This window comes from Burkholderia theae (assembly GCF_048565265.1).
Taxonomy (GTDB): Bacteria; Pseudomonadota; Gammaproteobacteria; order Burkholderiales; family Burkholderiaceae; genus Burkholderia; species Burkholderia theae.
On the sequence record NZ_CP183461.1, the window covers coordinates 2907656 to 2925037 of the forward strand.

The 17382-nt window shown below is 68.2% G+C and carries 19 protein-coding genes and 1 tRNA gene; 8 read left to right on the forward strand and 12 right to left on the reverse strand.

Features of this window, described 5'->3' with window-relative positions; all coding sequences use genetic code 11:
* The first annotated feature begins 27 nt into the window (after window positions 1-27).
* Entirely contained in the window at window positions 28-411 is a 384-nt protein-coding gene (locus tag ACN22W_RS13750) for a sirohydrochlorin chelatase (RefSeq protein ID WP_419684920.1), read from the forward strand.
* An 81-nt stretch (window positions 412-492) separates the two neighbouring features.
* On the opposite strand, the gene cobA is transcribed toward ACN22W_RS13750, so the two are convergent.
* The 6 genes from cobA to ACN22W_RS13780 all read right to left on the reverse strand — a co-directional run bounded on the left by cobA (window position 493) and on the right by ACN22W_RS13780 (window position 6697).
* Window positions 493-1242, reverse strand: a complete 750-nt coding sequence (gene cobA, locus ACN22W_RS13755; protein WP_419684922.1) for a uroporphyrinogen-III C-methyltransferase — start codon at window positions 1240-1242, stop codon at window positions 493-495.
* A gap of 84 nt (window positions 1243-1326) precedes the next feature.
* Window positions 1327-2643 (reverse strand): sulfate adenylyltransferase subunit 1, encoded by a 1317-nt coding sequence (locus ACN22W_RS13760; protein WP_419684924.1) that lies wholly within the window; start codon window positions 2641-2643, stop codon window positions 1327-1329.
* A gap of 22 nt (window positions 2644-2665) precedes the next feature.
* Complete coding sequence (cysD, locus tag ACN22W_RS13765; RefSeq protein WP_419684926.1) at window positions 2666-3628, reverse strand: sulfate adenylyltransferase subunit CysD; 963 nt, start codon at window positions 3626-3628, stop codon at window positions 2666-2668.
* A gap of 76 nt (window positions 3629-3704) precedes the next feature.
* Window positions 3705-4454 (reverse strand): phosphoadenylyl-sulfate reductase, encoded by a 750-nt coding sequence (locus ACN22W_RS13770; RefSeq protein WP_412023187.1) that lies wholly within the window; start codon window positions 4452-4454, stop codon window positions 3705-3707.
* Entirely contained in the window at window positions 4451-4993 is a 543-nt protein-coding gene (locus ACN22W_RS13775) for a DUF934 domain-containing protein (RefSeq protein ID WP_129512760.1), read from the reverse strand. Before ACN22W_RS13775 ends, ACN22W_RS13770 begins: the two co-directional genes overlap by 4 nt.
* 24 nt (window positions 4994-5017) lie before the next feature.
* Complete coding sequence (locus tag ACN22W_RS13780) at window positions 5018-6697, reverse strand: nitrite/sulfite reductase (protein ID WP_419684929.1); 1680 nt, start codon at window positions 6695-6697, stop codon at window positions 5018-5020.
* 215 nt (window positions 6698-6912) lie between these two features.
* Between ACN22W_RS13780 and ACN22W_RS13785 the strand changes: the two genes are divergently transcribed.
* The 4 genes from ACN22W_RS13785 to ACN22W_RS13800 all read left to right on the forward strand — a co-directional run bounded on the left by ACN22W_RS13785 (window position 6913) and on the right by ACN22W_RS13800 (window position 9569).
* The gene (locus tag ACN22W_RS13785) at window positions 6913-7854 is read left to right on the forward strand and encodes a CysB family HTH-type transcriptional regulator (protein WP_034178788.1); all 942 of its coding nucleotides are present in this window, start codon (window positions 6913-6915) and stop codon (window positions 7852-7854) included.
* A 64-nt stretch (window positions 7855-7918) separates the two neighbouring features.
* The gene (locus tag ACN22W_RS13790) at window positions 7919-9076 is read left to right on the forward strand and encodes an ABC transporter substrate-binding protein (RefSeq protein ID WP_419684931.1); all 1158 of its coding nucleotides are present in this window, start codon (window positions 7919-7921) and stop codon (window positions 9074-9076) included.
* 96 nt (window positions 9077-9172) lie between these two features.
* Window positions 9173-9257: transfer RNA gene (locus tag ACN22W_RS13795), tRNA-Leu, on the forward strand.
* 144 nt (window positions 9258-9401) lie between these two features.
* Window positions 9402-9569: a hypothetical protein gene (locus tag ACN22W_RS13800; protein ID WP_193098875.1), complete on the forward strand. Its 168-nt coding sequence runs from the start codon at window positions 9402-9404 to the stop codon at window positions 9567-9569.
* A gap of 36 nt (window positions 9570-9605) precedes the next feature.
* Here the strand turns inward: ACN22W_RS13800 and ACN22W_RS13805 are convergent, their stop codons facing one another.
* Window positions 9606-10508: a LysR family transcriptional regulator gene (locus ACN22W_RS13805; RefSeq protein WP_412023184.1), complete on the reverse strand. Its 903-nt coding sequence runs from the start codon at window positions 10506-10508 to the stop codon at window positions 9606-9608.
* A gap of 117 nt (window positions 10509-10625) precedes the next feature.
* Between ACN22W_RS13805 and ACN22W_RS13810 the strand changes: the two genes are divergently transcribed.
* Window positions 10626-11363, forward strand: coding sequence for an SDR family oxidoreductase (locus ACN22W_RS13810; RefSeq protein ID WP_419684934.1), 738 nt, complete (start codon window positions 10626-10628; stop codon window positions 11361-11363).
* Window positions 11364-11421: 58 nt separating this feature from the next.
* Window positions 11422-12321: an SDR family oxidoreductase gene (locus tag ACN22W_RS13815; protein ID WP_419684936.1), complete on the forward strand. Its 900-nt coding sequence runs from the start codon at window positions 11422-11424 to the stop codon at window positions 12319-12321.
* A gap of 16 nt (window positions 12322-12337) precedes the next feature.
* Here ACN22W_RS13815 and ACN22W_RS13820 read toward each other — a convergent pair whose 3' ends face one another.
* A complete protein-coding gene (locus ACN22W_RS13820; RefSeq protein ID WP_419684938.1) occupies window positions 12338-13228 on the reverse strand; it encodes an alpha/beta fold hydrolase in 891 nt (296 codons plus the stop codon).
* 105 nt (window positions 13229-13333) lie between these two features.
* On the opposite strand from ACN22W_RS13820, the gene ACN22W_RS13825 reads away from it, so the two are divergent.
* Window positions 13334-14230, forward strand: a complete 897-nt coding sequence (locus ACN22W_RS13825) for a LysR substrate-binding domain-containing protein (RefSeq protein ID WP_419684940.1) — start codon at window positions 13334-13336, stop codon at window positions 14228-14230.
* A gap of 39 nt (window positions 14231-14269) precedes the next feature.
* Here the strand turns inward: ACN22W_RS13825 and ACN22W_RS13830 are convergent, their stop codons facing one another.
* The 4 genes from ACN22W_RS13830 to copC all read right to left on the reverse strand — a co-directional run bounded on the left by ACN22W_RS13830 (window position 14270) and on the right by copC (window position 17275).
* Window positions 14270-15205, reverse strand: a complete 936-nt coding sequence (locus tag ACN22W_RS13830) for a LysR family transcriptional regulator (protein WP_419684942.1) — start codon at window positions 15203-15205, stop codon at window positions 14270-14272.
* Window positions 15206-15380: 175 nt separating this feature from the next.
* A complete protein-coding gene (locus tag ACN22W_RS13835) occupies window positions 15381-16154 on the reverse strand; it encodes an SDR family oxidoreductase (RefSeq protein WP_129512770.1) in 774 nt (257 codons plus the stop codon).
* Between the two features lie 180 nt (window positions 16155-16334).
* The gene (locus ACN22W_RS13840) at window positions 16335-16835 is read right to left on the reverse strand and encodes a DinB family protein (RefSeq protein ID WP_419684944.1); all 501 of its coding nucleotides are present in this window, start codon (window positions 16833-16835) and stop codon (window positions 16335-16337) included.
* A 65-nt stretch (window positions 16836-16900) separates the two neighbouring features.
* On the reverse strand, window positions 16901-17275 hold the full coding sequence (copC, locus tag ACN22W_RS13845) for a copper homeostasis periplasmic binding protein CopC (RefSeq protein WP_419684946.1): 375 nt from the start codon (window positions 17273-17275) through the stop codon (window positions 16901-16903).
* Between the last annotated feature and the right edge of the window lie 107 nt (window positions 17276-17382).

A 17382-nucleotide genomic window follows, 5' to 3' on the forward strand; every position in this document is an offset into this window, starting at 1 on the left:
GTGCCGCGTCATGACGGAGGCTTCGACATGAGTTCGCACGGCATCGTCCTGTTCGGCCACGGCGCCCGCGACCCGCGCTGGGCCGAGCCGTTCGAGCGGCTCGCCGCGCGGCTGCGCGCGGCCGGCTCCCCCGCCGCGCACGTGTCGCTCGCGTTCCTCGAACTGATGACGCCGTCGCTCGGTGAAGCCGTCGCCGCGCAGGTCGTGGCCGGCTGCACGCACATCACCGTGGTGCCGGTGTTCTTCGGCCAGGGCGGCCATGTCCGCCGCGACCTGCCGCAGCTCGTCGATGCATGCCGCGCCGCGCATCCCGGTGTCGAGATCCGCTGCGCGACGGCCGTCGGCGAAGACGACGGTGTGCTCGACGCGATCGCACGTTATTGCGTCGACCAGATCGGCGGCGACGCGTAAGCAACGCGTTCAAGGCACACAAAGAAAAAGCGCTGGCTTCTGCCAGCGCTTTTTTCGTTTCGGACTGCGGCAGAATCCCGCTCAGGCGGCATTCCGCAACGGATCGCCCGCGTTCGCCTGCCGTGCGCGCTCGGCGAACGCGTCGCCGATCATCAGCAGGCTCGGTTCCGCGGGATCGAGCCACGCCTGCGCGTCGCCGGCCGCCATCTGCGTGAGCGTCAGCGTCAGCGAGCGCTCGCGCGCGGTGCTGCACGCCTCGACGATCGCCACGGGCGTCGCCGGCGCACGGCCGGCGTCGATCAGTTCCTGCGCGATGCCGGGCGCGCTGTCGCGGCCCATGTAGTAGACGATCGAATCGGCGCGCGCGGCTTCGCGGATCTCGTCGCTGCCCGGCGCTCGGCTGTGCGTCGCGAACGCGACGCTGCGCGACACGCCGCGCAGCGTCAGCGAGCGCTTCAGCGTCGCCGCGCCGGCCAGCGCCGCGGTGATGCCCGGCACGACCTCGTAGTCGATGCCGGCCGCCTCGAGCGCACGCATTTCCTCTTCCGCGCGGCCGAACAGCATCGGGTCGCCGCCCTTCAGCCGCACGACGCACGCGTGCTCGCGCGCCGCGTCGACGATCTGCTTGTTGATGAAGTGCTGCGCGGTCGAACGCTGCCCGCAGCGCTTGCCGACCGCGATCCGGCGCGCGTTCGGCGCGTAGTCGAGCATCGCGGGCTCGACGAGCGCGTCGTGCAGCACGACATCGGCCTGCGCGAGCAGCCGCGCGCCGCGCACCGTGATGAGGTCGGCCGCGCCCGGCCCTGCTCCGATCAGATACACCTTGCCCATGATTGTCACTTCGCTTGTCCTGCGGACGGCGGCGGCCGGCCCGCGCCGCCGTGGGGCGGCGCGGTGCGCCGCGCGGTTTGCCGATTACGCCGAAAACGCCCGGATCATGCCGGCGGCGACCGTGTGGTGCGTCGCCTCGTCGATCAGCACGAACGCGCCCGTGCCCGGATGCGCGTCGTAGGTATCGCAGACGATCGGCTTCTGCAGCGTCAGCGCGACGCGGCCGATGTCGTTCATCTTCAGCTCGTGACGGTCGGTCGCGTGCGACAGCGTATGCACGTCGAGCACCTGCTTGACCGCGCCGATCTTGGCGAACACCGTGCTGGTGGTCTGCTTCAACAGGTACTTGCGCTGCGGCGACAGCGGCGTTTCATCAAACCAGCACAGGTCGGCCTCGAGCTTCTTGGCCGGCTCGACGGGTTCGGCGGTCGTGACGAACATGTCGCCGCGCGACACGTCGACATCTTCCTCGAGACGGATCGTCACCGTCTGGCCCGCGAACGCGTGCGCGACGGACGCGGTACCGCCCGGCACCGGCGCGACGATCTCGGCGATCGTTGCGGTGCGGTTCGACGGCAGCACGATGATCTCGTCGCCGACCTTCACCTCGCCCGACTCGATACGGCCCATGTAGCCGCGGAAATCGTCGGCCGAGCTGCCGTCCTGGCGCGCGACCCACTGCACCGGGAAGCGCAGCGCGTCATGCGCCTGCGTCTCGACCGACAGCGACTCGAGCACGTCGAGGAGCGGCTCGCCCGCGTACCACGGCATGCGCTCGCTCGCGCCGACGATGTTGTCGCCCTTCAGCGCCGACACCGGCACGAAGCGCACGTCGGTGAGGTTGAGCTGCTTCGCGAGCGCGACGTACGCGTCGCGGATCTCGTTGAAGCGCGCTTCGCTGTAGTCGACGAGGTCCATCTTGTTGATCGCGACGATCACGTGCTGCAGGCCGAGCAGCTTCACGATCGCGCTGTGGCGCTTGGTCTGCGGCAGCAGTTGCACGACGCCGTTCTCGACCGTGATGCGCGTCGCATCGATCAGGACGATCGCCGCGTGCGCGGTCGACGCGCCCGTCACCATGTTGCGCGTGTACTGCTCGTGGCCCGGCGTGTCGGCGATGATGAACTTGCGCTTCGCGGTCGCAAAGTAGCGGTACGCGACGTCGATCGTGATGCCCTGCTCGCGCTCGGCCTCGAGGCCATCGGTCAGCAGCGCGAGGTCGAGCTCGTCGCCGACCGTGCGCTTGTTCTTCGCGCGCGACAGCGCGGACAGCTGGTCGGACAGCACGGCCTTGCTGTCGTACAGCAGGCGGCCGATCAGCGTGCTCTTGCCGTCGTCGACGCTGCCCGCGGTGATGAAGCGCAACACGCCGAGGTCTTCGGTATTTTCGATGATGCTCATGATGTGAATGTCCTCGTGTGCTTCAGAAATAACCTTGCTTCTTGCGCGTTTCCATCGCGGCTTCCGACGCCTGGTCGTCCATCCGGGTCGCGCCGCGCTCGGTGATCTCGGTCACCGCCGTCTCGGCGATGATCTTCTCGAGGTCGTCCGCATCGCTCTCGACCGGGCACGTGCAGCTGATGTCGCCGACCGTGCGGAAGCGCACTTGCGCAAGCTCGCTCGTCTCGCCCTCGCGCATCGGCGTGAGCGGCGTGACGGGCACCAGCAGCCCGTTGCGGCGCACGATCTCGCGCTCGTGTGCGTAATAGATCGACGGCAGTTCGAGGTTCTCGCGCGCGATGTACTGCCACACGTCGAGTTCCGTCCAGTTCGAGATCGGGAACACGCGCAGGTGCTCGCCCTTGTGCAGGCGTGCGTTGTACAGGCTCCACAGTTCCGGGCGCTGCACCTTCGGGTCCCACTGGCCGAATTCGTCGCGGAACGAGAAGATGCGCTCCTTCGCGCGCGCCTTCTCTTCATCGCGGCGTGCGCCGCCGATCATCGCGGTGTAGCCGTATTGCTCGATCGTCTCGAGCAGCGTGACGGCCTGCGCGGCGTTGCGCGAATCGGTCTCGCGGCGCAGCACGACGGTACCGCGCTTGATCGAATCCTCGACGTGGCCGACCACCAGCTCGGCGCCGAGCTCTTGCGCGCGGCGGTCGCGGAAGTCGATCACTTCGTCGTAGTTGTGACCCGTATCGATGTGCACGAGCGGGAACGGCAGCGTCGTCTTGCGGTTCGCGCCGAGGCCGAATGCCTTCAGTGCGAGGTGCAGCACGACGACCGAATCCTTGCCGCCCGAGAACAACAGCGCCGGCTTGCTGCATTCGGCGACCAGTTCGCGCAGGATGTGGATCGACTCGGCTTCGAGCCAGTCGAGGTGGCCCATGCGGCTGTCGGCACCGGTGGGCGGGGCAAAGGCGGATTGCTCGAGCGTCGTGCTCATGATTTCAGTCCTTCTCTTCTGGGTTCGTGCCGCCCGCTGTCGCGGGCGGCCCAAGGTTCAGCTTTTTGTAAGGTATTCAGTGCGCGGCGCCGGCTTCGGCGGTCGCGGGAATCGGCGTGATCGTGATGTGCAGGCCGCATTCCTTCGTGTCGCGCGATTCCCACCACCAGCGGCCCGCGCGGCTGTCCTCGCCGGGGCGGATCGCGCGCGTACACGGCTCACAGCCGATGCTCGGGTAGCCGCGCGCATGCAGCGGGTTCACCGGCACGTCAAACGCGCCAAGGTACGCCCAGACGTCGGCTTCGGTCCAGTCGGCGAGCGGATTGTACTTCGCGATCCCGCGCGCTTCGTCCTGCTCTTCCTCGTGCAGTTCCGCACGCGTGACCGACTGCTCGCGACGCTGGCCCGTGACCCACGCGCCAACCTCGGCCAGCGCACGATTCAACGGCTCGACCTTGCGGATGTGGCAGCACGACTTGCGCAGCTCGACGCTCTCGTAGAACGCGTTCAGGCCGTGCTCGGCGACGTACTGATCGACCGCATCCTGCTGCGGATGGAACTGCTCGATCTCGTAGCCGTAGCGCTCGCGCACGCGGTCGATCATGCCCAGCGTTTCCGCGTGCAGCCGGCCCGTGTTCAGCGAGAAGATGCCGATCGACACGCCCTTCGACAGGATCGCGTGCGTGAGCAGCATGTCTTCCGCCGCGAGGCTGCTCGCGAACTTCACCTTCTCGTGACGGGCGCCGATCTGCGCGAGCAGCGCGTCGAGGCGCTCGATCTTCGCGGCGAGTTCCGGCGTCAGCGCGGTGGCGGTCGCGGTGCTCATGCGCCCACCTTCGCGTCGGCCGCGGCGGCGCGGCGGCGGAACAGCGGCACCGGCTCGTCGAACGCACCCTGGTAACGCTGCGTGAATTCCGTGAATGCATTCAGCGCGTCGTGGATATCCTTGTCGGCGCGTACCGCGAACGCGTCGAAACCGCAACGCGACATGTACAGCAGCTGGTCGCGCAGCACGTCGCCGATCGAGCGCAGCTCGCCCTTCCAGCCGTAGCGCTCGCGCAGCAGGCGGCCGATGCTGTAGCCGCGGCCGTCCGCGAAGCGCGGGAAATCGACGGCGATCAGCGAAATTGCGCCGAAATCGGCCACGAGATCGGCCGGCTCGCTGTCCGGCGCGAGCCACACGCCGAGTTCGTCCTGCGTCTTCGCGGCGACGAGCGCCGCGCGCTCGGCCTGCCACAACGCGAACGGCACCAGCACCTTGCCGGCCGGCAACGCGTCGACCGCGGGCAGCGCACCGTCTTCCGCCGCGCGCACGACCTGCCATGCATCGTCGATCACTGCGCGGTTCTTGATAATCGAAGCCATCTGCAAATTCCTTCTACCCGGTTGTTAGGCGTTCACTGCCTGGCGCGCCGCATACACGCGCTCCTTGAACGGTGCGATGCCGATGCGGTCGTACGTGTCGACGAAGCGCTCGCCGTCGATGCGCGCATCGACGAACGTGTCGATCAGCTTCGCGATCACGTCCGGCACTTCTTCCGCCGAGAACGACGGCCCGATCACGCGGCCGAGGCGCGCGCCGTTGCGGCCCGTGCCCTGCTCGCCGCCGAGCGACACCTGGTACCACTCGGCACCGTCCTTGTCGACGCCGAGGATGCCGATGTTGCCGACGTGGTGGTGACCGCACGAGTTCATGCAACCGGAAATATTCAGCGACAGGTCGCCGAGGTCGTACACATAGTCGAGATCGTCGAAACGCTGCTGAATCGCCAGCGCGATCGGGATCGACTTCGCGTTCGCGAGCGAGCAGAAATCGCCGCCCGGGCACGCGATGATGTCGGTCAGCAGGCCGATGTTCGGCGTCGCGAAACTGGCCGCCTTCGCCTTTTCCCACACTGCGAACAGGTCGCGCTTCTTCACGTTCGCGAGAATCAGGTTCTGCTCGTGCGACACGCGCAGTTCGCCGAACGAATAAGCGTCGGCCCAGTCGGCGACCAGTTCCATCTGCTGGTCGGTCGCGTCGCCCGGCGCCACGCGGTGATCCTTCAGCGACAGCGTGACGGCTGCATAGCCCGGCACCTTGTGCGGCGCGACGTTGCGCTCGACCCAGCGCGCGAACGCCTTGCTCTCGAGCAGGTGCTGTTCGAACGATGCATCCGTGTCGGCCAGCTTCTCGTAGACGGGCGGCTTGAAATACTGCGACACGCGGTCGACTTCCGCCTGCGTGAGCGTCGACGGGCCGTCCTTCAGGTGCTGCCACTCTTCCTCGACCTGCTGCGCGAACTTCGCGGGCGACAGCGCCTTCACGAGGATCTTGATGCGCGCCTTATACAGGTTGTCGCGGCGGCCGAAGCGGTTGTACACGCGCAGCACGGCTTCGCAGTAGGTGAGCAGGTGCTGCCACGGCAGGTCTTCCTTGATCACCGCGCCGACGATCGGCGTACGGCCGAGGCCGCCGCCCGCAAGGATGCTCGCGACCACTTCGCCCTGCGCGTTCTTCTTCAGGTACACGCCAAGGTCGTGGATCTGCACGGCCGCGCGGTCGTCCTTCGAGCCCGACACCGCGATCTTGAACTTGCGCGGCAGCCATGCGAATTCGGGATGGAACGTCGACCACTGGCGCAGGATTTCCGACCACGGACGCGGATCGATCTCCTCGTCCTGCGCAACGCCCGCGAACTGGTCGGCCGTGATGTTGCGGATGCAGTTGCCCGAGGTCTGGATGCCGTGCATCTGCACCGACGCGAGCTTCGCGAGGATCTCCGGCGTGTCTTCGAGCTCGATCCAGTTGAACTGGATGTTCGAGCGGGTCGAGAAGTGGCCGTAGCCGCGGTCGTGTTCGCGGGCGATGCGCGCCAGCATCCGGAGCTGGTCGCTGCGCAGGTTGCCGTACGGAATCGCGATGCGGTGCATGTACGCGTGGCGCTGCATGTACAGGCCGTTCTGCAGACGCAGCGGACGGAACTCGTCTTCGCTCAGCTCGCCCGACAGGCGGCGGCGCACCTGATCGCGGTACTGCGCGACACGCTCGTCGACGATCGTCTGGTCGTATTGGTCGTACTGATACATTCGGGGACCCCAGGGGTTTTCGTGGTGACCGCGCGACGTCCTAGCCACGTCGCGCCCGAATCTCCGTTCTGCCGTCACCGCCCCCATCCGCTGTCGGGTGGATTGCTAATGACGAAAACAGATATCCATATTTGAAAAACTCCGGTGAATCGTAATAAACTCGCCTTATATTTCAAACGACTAAAAAATTCTGTTGATATGCGGAAGGGTTATAAATGAACCTGCACCAATTTCGCTTCGTGCGCGAGGCCGTCCGGCAGAATTTCAACCTCACCGAGGCCGCCAAGGCGCTCTACACGTCGCAACCGGGGGTTTCGAAGGCGATCATCGAGCTCGAGGACGAGCTGGGCGTGGAGATCTTCACGCGGCACGGCAAGCGCGTGCGCTCGCTCACCGAGCCGGGCAGGATCATCCTCGCGTCGGTCGAGCGGATCCTGCAGGAGGTTGAAAGCCTTAAAAGGGTCGGGAAGGATTATGCCGCGCAGGACCAGGGCAACCTGACCATCGCGGCCACCCACACGCAGGCCCGCTACTCGCTGCCGGCCGCGATCGCCGAATTCAAGAAGCGCTTCCCGAAGGTGCACCTGTCGATCCTGCAGGGCAGCCCGACGCAGGTGGCCGAGATGGTGATCCACGACCAGGCCGATCTCGCGATCGCGACCGAGGCGATTTCCGACTACAAGGAGCTCGTGTCGCTGCCCTGCTTCCAGTGGCATCACGCGGCCGTCGTACCGGCCGATCATCCGCTGCTCGAACGCAAGCCGCCGTCGCTCGACGATCTCGCGCAGTACCCGCTGATCACGTACGACGACGCGTTCGCGGGCCGCAAGAAGATCAACCAGGCGTTCGCGCTGCGCGGGCTGTCGCCGGACATCGTTCTCGAGGCGATCGACGCCGACGTGATCAAGACCTATGTCGAGCTTGGCCTCGGAGTCGGGATCATGGCCGACATCGCGTTCAACCCCGAGCGCGACCGCAACCTGCGGCTGATCCCGGTCGGCCACCTGTTCGGCAGCAACGTGACGCGCGTCGCGCTCAAGCAGGGCGCCTACCTGCGCAGCTATGTGTATACGCTCGTCGAATTGCTGTCGCCGACGCTGAACCGCAAGCTGATCGAGCAGGCGCTCAAGGGCGAATCCGAATCGTACGAGCTTTGAGCGACGTGTATAAACACAGGGGCGCATATCGCGCCCCTTTTTGTTGCCCGACGGAGATTCCCGCATGACGCTCCCCGCTCTGCTGCGCCGCGCCGCCGGCGCCGCCCTCGTGCTGGCCTGCGCGGCCGCGCATGCCGACCTGAAGGTCGGCGTCGACCTGTCGTCGACCGGCCCGGCCGCCGTGATCGGCATCACGAGCAAGAACGCGATCCTGATGTGGCCGAAGACGATCGCCGGGCAGCCCGTGCAGGTAACGGTGCTCGACGATGCGTCCGACCCGGGCACGGCCGTGCGCAACATCCGCAAGCTGGTCGACGAGGATCACGTCGACGTCGTGGTCGGGCCGAACATCACGCCGGCCGCGCTCGCGGCGCTCGACGCCGTGGCCGCCGGGCAGACGCCGATGATCACGCTGGTCGGCTCCGGCGCGATCGTCGAGCCGCAGGAAGGCGCGCGGACCTGGGCGTTCAAGATGGCGCAGAGCGACAGTGCGATGGCCGACGTGATGATGCGCACCATGTCGAATCGCGGCGTGAAGACGGTCGGCTTCATCGGCTTCGCGGACAGCTACGGCGACAGCTGGCTGAACGAGTTCACGCGCTTCGCGGACCTGCGCAAGATCCGCGTCGTCGCGACCGAGCGCTTCAACCGTACCGACGCGAGCGTCACCGGCCAGGCGCTGAAGCTGATCGCGGCGAAGCCCGACGCGATCCTGATCGCGGGCTCGGGCACGCCGGCCGTGCTGCCGCAACGCACGCTGATCGAACGCGGCTACAAGGGCCCGATCTACCAGACGCACGGGATCGCGACGCCGGAATTCATCAAGCTGGGCGGCAAGGACGTCGACGGGACGCTGTTCCCGACCCAGCCGGTGGTCGTCGCGCGCACGCTGCCGGCCGACCATCCGGCCCGCAAGGCCGCGCTTGCGTTCGTCGACGCGTACGAGGCGAAGTACGGGGCCGGCACGGTCACGCAGTTCGCGGGTGATGCGGCGGGCGTCTACCCGCGCCTCGCCGACGCGGTCGGCCGTGCGCTGAAGACCGCGCAGCCCGGCACACCCGCGTTCCGCGCGGCGCTGCGGCACGAGCTCGAACGCGCGCACGAACTCGTCGTGCCGAACGGCGTCGTCAACACGAGCGACAAGGATCATGTGGGGCTCGATCAACGCGCAAGCGTGATGGGGATTGTGAAACAGGGCCGGTTCGTCTACCTGAGCCAGTGACCGGCAAGCCCGGCAAGCGGGTGGCTTGCCCGGTGCGGGGATTTCAGCCATAATCCGCGTTTCGCCGCGCACGAACACCTGCGCGGCCACGAACAAGCCCAGGTGGTGAAATTGGTAGACGCAGGGGACTCAAAATCCCCCGCCGCAAGGCGTGCCGGTTCGATTCCGGCCCTGGGCACCAGTATTTCGCAGCGTCATGCGCTGCCCGCTCGAAACCCGCGCAAGCTCATCGCTTCGCGGGTTTTTTGTTTTTCGCCGCGCCGGCCGCAACACGTGTCCCGCCAGGCAGTCCAAGCATCAGGGATGCCGAGCACGGAGGCCGCCCATGTCCATGCGCACGATTTCACGCCCGATCTGCCGCCGCGTGCTTGCCGCGGTTCTGTCGCTGATGCTGGGCGGATGCGACGTACTGAGCGCGCCGCCGGTGCCCGATTGGCCGGGGCCGCATGCGCCCTATCCGTTCCCGGACAACGTTCCCCATCGCACCGAATGACCCGACGGCCACCCGGCCGCCTTTCGCGGTGCGGACTCAGGCCATCAGTTCGCGGACGAAGTCGAGAAACACCCGCACCTTCGCGGACACGAGGTTCGACGCGTGGTGATACGCATAGAGCGGGAACGTCTCGTCCGCCCATTCCGGCAGCAACTGCACCAGCCGCCCGTCGGCGAGGATGTCCCGCGCGTAGAGTTCCAGCAGCTGCGCGACGCCCGCGCCGCCGAGGCACGCGCCGAGCAGCGCGCCCGTGTCGTTGACCATCAGCCGGCCGCCGGCCTCGAACGGCACCACCTCGTTGCCGCGCTGGAACACCCATTCGAACGGCCGCCCCGTGACCGGATCGCGGATCAGCACGCAACGGTGCCCGTCCGCCAGATCGTGCGGATGCCGCGGTTCGCCGTGACGCGCGACATAGGCCGCCGACGCGCAGGTGAGCACGCGCGTCTCGAGCAGCAGCCGCGCGCGGTATGACGACGGCTCCGGAATGCCGAAACGCACCGCGACGTCGAAGCCGTCGGCGACGAGATCGCCCATCCGGTCACGCACGCTGATTTCGACGGACAGTTCGGGGAAGCGGTCGAGAAACTCCGCCATCCGCGGCGCCAGCACGGCGTGGCCGAAGGTGCCGTCCACGTTGACCCGCAGCCGCCCCCTGACGCGCGCGCTGGAACGGCCGGCGTCGACCGCCGCCTCCTCGATGCCGGCCAGCAGCGGCGCGACCGCCTCGTAAAAGCGCCGCCCTTCGTCGGTCAACGTGATCGCGCGCGCCGTCCGGTTGAAGATCCGGATGCCGACGCGCTCTTCCAGCCGCGCGACGGCGCGGCTCACGGCCGGTTGCGTCAACCCCATCGCCTCGCCCGCGCGCGCGAAGGTGCCGGCCTCGATCACCGCCGAGAGCACGCCGATACCGCTCAGGAGTCTGCTGTCGAATGCCATGAGACATACTTTCAGTCATTCTTGATCTGATCATTATTCATTATTTTTATTGAACGAGGGAACCTACATTAGTCCTGTCGCCGGCTCGCACGGCACTCACGAATCAAGGAGCAGGACATGAGCACATCGGAACAGGTCGCCCTCGTCACCGGGTCGTCGCGTGGCATCGGCGCGGAAATCGCCCGCCGTCTCGCCCGGGACGGTTTCAGGGTCGTCGTCAACTATGCCGGTAGCGCCGGCCCCGCTCAGGAAGTGGTCGACGCGATCGTCGCCGCCGGCGGCGAAGCCATCGCGGTGCAGGCGGACGTCGCCGACCCGGCGGCGACCGCCGCGCTGTTCGACGCGGCCGAGCGCGCATTCGGTCGCGTCGACGTGGTCGTCAACAGTGCGGGCGTCATGAAGCTCGCCGCGATCGCGGACGTCGACGACGCGTCCTTCGACCAGACCGTCGCGATCAACCTGAAGGGCACGTTCAACGTCAGCCGCGAGGCGGCGAAGCGCCTGCGCGACGGCGGCCGCATCGTCAACCTGTCGTCGAGCGTGATCGGCATGCGCCTGCCGACCTACGGCGTGTACATCGCGACCAAGGCGGCCGTCGAGGGCCTGACGCAGGTCCTCGCCCAGGAGATGCGCGGCCGCGGCATCAGCGTGAATGCCGTCGCGCCGGGGCCGGTCGCGACCGAGCTGTTCCTGCACGGCAAGAGCCCCGAGCTCGTCGACCGGATGGCGAACATGAATCCGCTGGAGCGGCTCGGCCAGCCCGCGGACATCGCCGGCGTCGTCGCCTTCCTCGCCGGCCCCGACGGCGGGTGGGTCAACGGCCAGATCCTGCGCGCCAACGGCGGCATGTGCTGACGGACCGCGCGAAAGGGCAACCAGCCGCGGCCCCTCCCCCTGTTACCGGAGATCGATCGTGAAGGAAGTCATTCTCGTCACGGGCGCGTCCAGCGGCTTCGGCCTGCTGACGGCCCAGGCACTCGCCCGCGCCGGCCACACGGTCTACGCGTCGATGCGCGAAAGCGCCGGCCGCAACGCGCCGCGCGCCGCCGCAATCGCGGCCTATGCGCATGAACACGGCGTCGACCTGCGCACCGTCGAGCTCGACGTCGGCGACGACGCGTCCGTCGACGCCGCGATCGACCGCGTGATCGCGGACAACGGCCGCGTCGACATCATCGTCCACAACGCCGGCCACATGGTGTTCGGCCCGGCCGAAGCGTTCACGCCAGAACAACTGGCGCAGCTGTACGACATCAACGTCGTGTCGACCCAGCGCGTGAACCGCGCGGCGCTGCCGCACCTGCGCCGCCAGGGCCGCGGCCTGCTCGTCTGGGTATCGTCCTCGTCGGCGCGCGGCGGCACCCCGCCGTTCCTCGCACCCTACTTCGCCGCGAAGGCCGCGATGGATTCGCTCGCGGTGTCCTATGCGGCCGAACTCGCGCGCTGGGGCATCGAAACGTCGATCGTCGTGCCGGGCGCATTCACCCGGGGCACGAACCACTTCGTGCACGCGGGCAAGCCGGCCGATGCCGCCGTGCAGGCGGCCTACGATAGCGGGCCCTACGCGGGCGTCGCCGATCAAGCGCTGCAGGGGCTCGCCGCGCTCGAACCCGCGGACGCCGATGCCGGCACGGTCGCGACAGCGATTGCCGATCTCGTCGCCGCGCCGCCCGGCAAGCGCCCGTATCGCGTGTTCGTCGATCCGTCGCAGGACGGCGCGGAGGAAGTGTTCCGCGTCGGCGATCGGATCCGCCGCGAGATGTTCCGGAGCATCGGCCTCGACGACCTGCTCGCGCCCCGCGTCGGCGGTTGAGCCGCCGCCGCGCGCGTCAGTCGCGCTCGCAGAACCCGAGGATCGCGTCCGCGACCGCCGCCGACGCCTCGTACTGCGGAAAATGCCCGACGCCGTCCAGCACCTGCCGCGCGTAGCGCCCCGCAAAGTACAGCTCGCGTCCGGCCGAGCTGTCCGGGTGGTTGACGGCATCCGCGCCGCCGTGCAGCACGAGCGTCGGCACCGACAGCACGGGCGACGGATTCAGCCGTGCGTCGTCGTCGGCATAGGCCGGCGCACCCGGCGCGAAACCCCAGCGATGCCGGTACGAATGCAGCACGACGTCGATCCAGTCGGGCCCGTCGAACGCGGCAGCGGCCGCATCGAAATCGCTGTCGCGATACCAGCCGGGCGGCGACCACGTGTCCCACATCAGGCGGGCGAACGCGCGGCGATCGTCGCGCAGTGCCTGTTCGCCACGCGGCGTCGCCATGAACCAGTGATACCAGTAGTTGCGCGCCTGCTGCAGCGACAGCGGTTGACCGGGATCGTTGGTGCCGTACCCGACCGACAGCATCACGAGATGCGATGCGACACCCTCGCGCAGCCCACAGGCGTTCGCGACCGCACGGGCGCCCCAGTCGTGCCCGACCAGCACGGGCCGCTCGACGCCGAGCACATCGACGAATTCGAGCAGGTCGCGCCCGAGCGCCGCGAGCTGGCCGCTGCGAGGCGTGGATGCGTCGCGAAAGCGCGTCGGCGCAAAGCCGCGCAGCGCGGGCGCGAGCACGCGGTAGCCGCGTTCGGCAAGCGCCGCGGCCACGCGCTCCCAGCCGACCGGGCTGTCCGGCCAGCCGTGCAGCAGCACGGCCACGCGTGTGCCGCGCGGGTTCCATTCGAGATAGGCGATATCGAGCGACGCGGTCGTCGCATGCGCATAGGTAGGCATCGTGCTCTCCGTGGGGTCAACCTGTTGCACGATGGTAGGTCGGCCTTTCATCACGATTCACGGAGTATCATGATTCATTCTTCAAATATTGCGTTGAATTGACCGATGGAACCGCTGACCGATCCCGCGTCGACCTCGCTCGACATCGCGCTGCTGCGCACCTTCCTCGAAGTCGTCGACAGCCGCGGGTTCGCGCCGGCCGCGGAGCGCCTCGCGCTGACGCCGTCCGCCGTCAGCGGCCACATCAAACGCCTCGAACAGGCGGCCGGCACCATGCTGCTCGCGCGCACGACGCGCCGTATCGCGCTCACGCCGGCCGGCGACACGCTGTACGTGTACGCGCGCAACATCGTCGACATGGAGCGCGAAGTGCGCGCGAGGCTGCGCGGCGCGCCGGCGCACGGGCGGCTGCGCGTCGGCGCATCGGAGGATTTCGCCGGGGCTTGGCTGCCGCAGGTGCTGCGCACGTTCCGCGACCGCTACCCGCGTACCGCGATCGAGCTGAAGGTCGGGATCACCGCCGCGCTGCTGCGCGAGCAGACGCTCGGCCGGCTCGATGTCGTATTCGGCAAGCAGTGCCGGCAGGTCGACGCGCCGGGCGAACTGCTGTGGGAAGAACCGCTCGTGTGGGCGTTCGCGGCGGATCGCCCGCTCGACGCCGGCGGCGAAGTGCCGCTCGCGCTGTTTCCGGAACCTTGCGTCTATCGGGAGGCCGCCGTCGCGGCACTCGCCGCGGCGCTGCGGCCGTTCCGCGTGCTGTTCGAGAGCAGCAGCATGGCAGGCTGCGTGTCAGCCGCGCTCGCGGGCTTCGCGGTCACCGCGCTGGCGCGCAGCCAGCTGCGCGACGGACTGCGTGTGTGCGGATCGCAGGACGGGCTGCCCGCGCTGCCGGTCGCGCGCTTCTACGCGTTCGCGGCGAAACCGGACGACGCCGGCGCGGCGTTGATCGATGCAGTGCGGGAAACCGGGCGCGGCCGGCAATTCGCGGCGCTGCCCGACTGAAACAAGCACGGCGGAGCCTCACGCAAACCGGCGGCCCGGTCAGTCGCCCTCCGCGCCCGCCCCTGCTCCGGTCCCCGCCAACGCGTCCGCCATCAGCGCCCCGAACCACTCGATGAATGCATTGAGCCGGCGCGACCGGTGCCGCCGGTGCGGATACACGGCCGACACGTCCATCGGTGCGGCGCGGTAACCGGGCATCACGTCGACGAGTGCGCCGCTATCCAGCAGATGCGCGACGTCGAAGCGCGGAATCTGAATCAGCCCCATTCCGGCGATGCAGCCGGCGATATAGGTTTCGGCGTTGTTGACGATCACGCGGCTCGGCAGCGTCAGCGTGTGCTGCCCGCCGTCCGCGCAGTATTCCCACCCGAGTTCGCGCCCCGTCGTCGGCGACGCATAGCCGATCGCCCAGTGCCCATGCGCGAGCGCCTCCGGATGCTCGGGCACGCCGTATTCGCGCAGGTAGTCGGGGCTCGCGCAGTTGATCAGCGTGAACTGCCCGAGCGGCCGCACGACGAGGCTGCTGTCCGCCAGCCGCCCGACGCGGATCGCGCAGTCGACGCCCTCCTGCACCAGGTCGATCGAGCGGTCCGTCGAGCCGAGCGACAGCTGCAGCTTCGGGTGGCGGCGAAACAGCGACGGCAGCGCGGGCGCGATCACGCGCCGCGCGATCCGGCTCGGCACGTCGACGTTCAGCCGGCCGATCACGTCGCGGTCGCGGCGGCGGAACAGGCGGTCGAGTTCGTCGGCCTCCGCGAGCAGGCGCCGGCCGCGTTCGAGCAGCAACGCGCCGTCGGCGGTCAGCTGCACCTGACGCGTCGAGCGGTGCAGGAGGCGCGTGCCGAGCCCCGTCTCGAGCTGCTGGACGGCCGCCGACACGGTCGCGCGCGGCACGTCGAGCGCATGCGCGGCCTTGATGAAGCTGCCCATCTCGGCAACCTGCAGGAAGATTCTGACCTGATCCAGCTTGTCCATCGGCGGGGAACATGGGTTCGGACGACCGGCGCCGGCGCCCGTCGCGCATCGCGGCGGGGGCCGGCGGCACAGAGAAAACGGGCGCGCGGCCTCACGGCTGCGCGCCCGCCCATTGTCCACGCAAACGAGCCATTGCGGTGCGCCACGCGCCCGCGACGGCCGCCTGCGTGGGCGCTTACTTGGTCGTATAACCGCCGTTGATCAGGATCGTCTGGCCGGTGATCCACCAGCCGTCGGTCACGAGATGGCGGATGAACGGCACGACGTCCTCGATGTCGGTCAGGCCCGTCTTGCTGAACGGCGACAGCGCGGCCGCGGTCTTGTGATACGCGACCGCATCGGCGCCTTCGGCCGGATAGAAGAACGGCGTGTCCATCGGGCCCGGCCCGACAGCCGTCACCGAGATCCCGCGTGCACCGTATTCCTTCGACGCCGCGCGCGTGAAATGCTCGACCGGCGCCTTCGACCCTTCGTACGCCGCATAGAACGGCGTGAACGCGCCGAGCAGCGACGTCACGAGCGTGACGAGCTTGCCGTGATCCTCGAGGTGCCGCCCCGCTTCCTTGATGAAGAAGAACGCCGACTTGCTGTTGACCGCGAACATCTCGTCGTATTCGGCCTCGCTGATCTCGGTGAACGGTTTCTTCAGCACCTTGCCGACCGTGTTGATCGCGATGTCGATCTTGCCGAAGCGCTGCTTCGCGTCGTCGAACAGCTTCTCGACCGCGGCGGCCGTCGTCAGGTCGGCCTGGAACGTCGCGGCGTCGGCGCCGGCCGCGCGCACCGCGGCGGCCGTCTCCTCGGCCTGCGCCTGCGACGCCGCGCTGTTGTAGTGAATCGCCACCGCCTTCGCGCCGTGGCTCGCCAGGTCCCGCGCGATCAGGCCGCCAAGATTCTTTGCGCCGCCTGCGATCAGGACGACCTTGTCTGCGAGCGTGTGAGTTGCCACGGTTGACTCCTTTTTTCGTTGAACGAAGCTAGGAGTGTAGGCACGCGCGACGCGCCGGTCAGCCGGTCGCGGCTGGATGGATTATCCAGAAAAACGGTCCAATCGGAACAGTGCAATGTGGGTTGCCGCACCGACAACGACGCCAGAATTCGCTTCGGATGGCGTGGCTGCCGGCGCGGTTCAGCGCGCGTACAGCGCCGCGTCGATCTTGCCGAGCAGCCACTGCATGCCGGCCAGATGCTGCTGGTCGTGGCTGCACAGGTAATGGACGAGCCCGCGCACGGTCAGCGATCCGTAGCCGTCGAACTCGCCGGTGCGCGCGAACTGTTCGGGCGTGAGGCGCGACAGGAGGTCCAGCGTTTCGCGTCGCGCTTCGCGGATCGCCGCGAGCACGTCGGATGCATACGCGTCGTTGTAGCGGCACTCGATCGCGAGCGCGTCACCGTCGATCGACACGAGCAGCGGCCGATCCTCATCGAGCATCCGCCGCAGCCGCACGTGATAACCGTCGATCTCGATGTCGCGCACGTGGCAGAGCTGCCCGAGCGGCGAGAAGTGCTCGCTCGGAATCCCGGCCCAGTCATCGGGCGTCCATCGCGCGTAACCGTCGGGCACGGCGGCGAAATGGGCTTCGAGCAGACGGGGAAAATCGGCGAGTGCGTCGAGCGTCGTCGGATTCATGCGGGAAACTCCCTGTCGGATAAGGGCGGCGACAGCCCTGGCACGGGCCTGCCGCCGCCGTTGCGTTACTTCACGCTGAAGCCATACGCGCCCTGCGTGCGGTGTCCGTCGGTGGCGACGGCCACCCATTTCACCGTATAGGCGCCCGTGCCGACCGCCGTGAGCGGCACCGTCATCCGCTTGCGGTTCGACGCGTCGATGCGTGTCTTGCCGTCCGACACCGTCTTGCCGTCGCCGTCGACGACGACGATCGAGCTGAACGCCGGCTCCAGCGGCTCGGTGAAGTCGATCGTGACGGCGGCCGGTGCGGCAGCCACCGCCGCGCCCGCCGCCGGATCGCTCTTCGCAAGATGCGCGTGCGCGAACGCGGCCGACGAAACGGTCGCGGCAAGGACGACGGCGGCAGCCTTGCGGCCGAACGGGAACGAATCGAAAGGCATGGACTTTCCGTGAAGAATGAAGGGGCGCCGCACCCCGCGCGGCGTTCCGGCAGCTTACCAGCGCAGGCGCGTTCATGCCGGTCGCGCGCGGCTTGATAGAATGCGCG